The sequence below is a fragment of the Loktanella sp. SALINAS62 genome (assembly GCF_018263905.1).
Taxonomy (GTDB): Bacteria; Pseudomonadota; Alphaproteobacteria; order Rhodobacterales; family Rhodobacteraceae; genus Loktanella.
Genome location: NZ_JAAFZU010000067.1, coordinates 1 through 510 on the forward strand (window position 1 = coordinate 1; position 510 = coordinate 510).

Genomic DNA, 510 nt, shown 5'->3' on the forward strand with positions numbered 1-510 from the left:
TTGACCCCAACATGAACCAAAATCCATAATCAGAGGTGGCTCACTTCTCGGTGAAAAAACCGGCTCAGTTCTGAGTGAAAATCAACACACGGTGCGATGGCCGGGATTTTGTCGTTGTGCGCCAGTGGCATGGACAAACACGCCAACGCCCGCTGGAATGGCGGGCGTTCTGGGCAAGTAACGATGGTTGCGGGAGACCGGTTTGCACTTTGGCGAAAACCACACTGTTCGTCCCGGTGGCGCGATGAGCAAGGCGGCGGGCCGAGGCGGCGACTGGCCGCCCCTGCCCCGCCGATGCCGATCAAGATGAGGAGGCATCATCCGACTGTGCGGCTTTCGGCGTAGCCTTCGCGGCCTTTTCTTCTGCCGCAGCAGCCTCAGCGGCAGCCAGCTCCGCTTCTTCTGCGGCGAACGCTTCTTCCTCATCTGCCTCTTCGTGCATCTCATCGACGGTCTCAGGACGAAGCGAGTGCCCTGCGATGCGACGGCGGTTCGCCGAGGTGGCGAGCC

Annotated in this window: 1 protein-coding gene; it reads right to left on the bottom strand. The window is 61.2% G+C overall.

Features of this window, described 5'->3' with window-relative positions:
* Positions 1-301: 301 nt before the first annotated feature.
* A partial coding sequence (locus tag GZH79_RS17530) for a hypothetical protein (RefSeq protein WP_211645069.1) occupies positions 302-510 on the bottom strand: 209 nt, incomplete at its 5' end.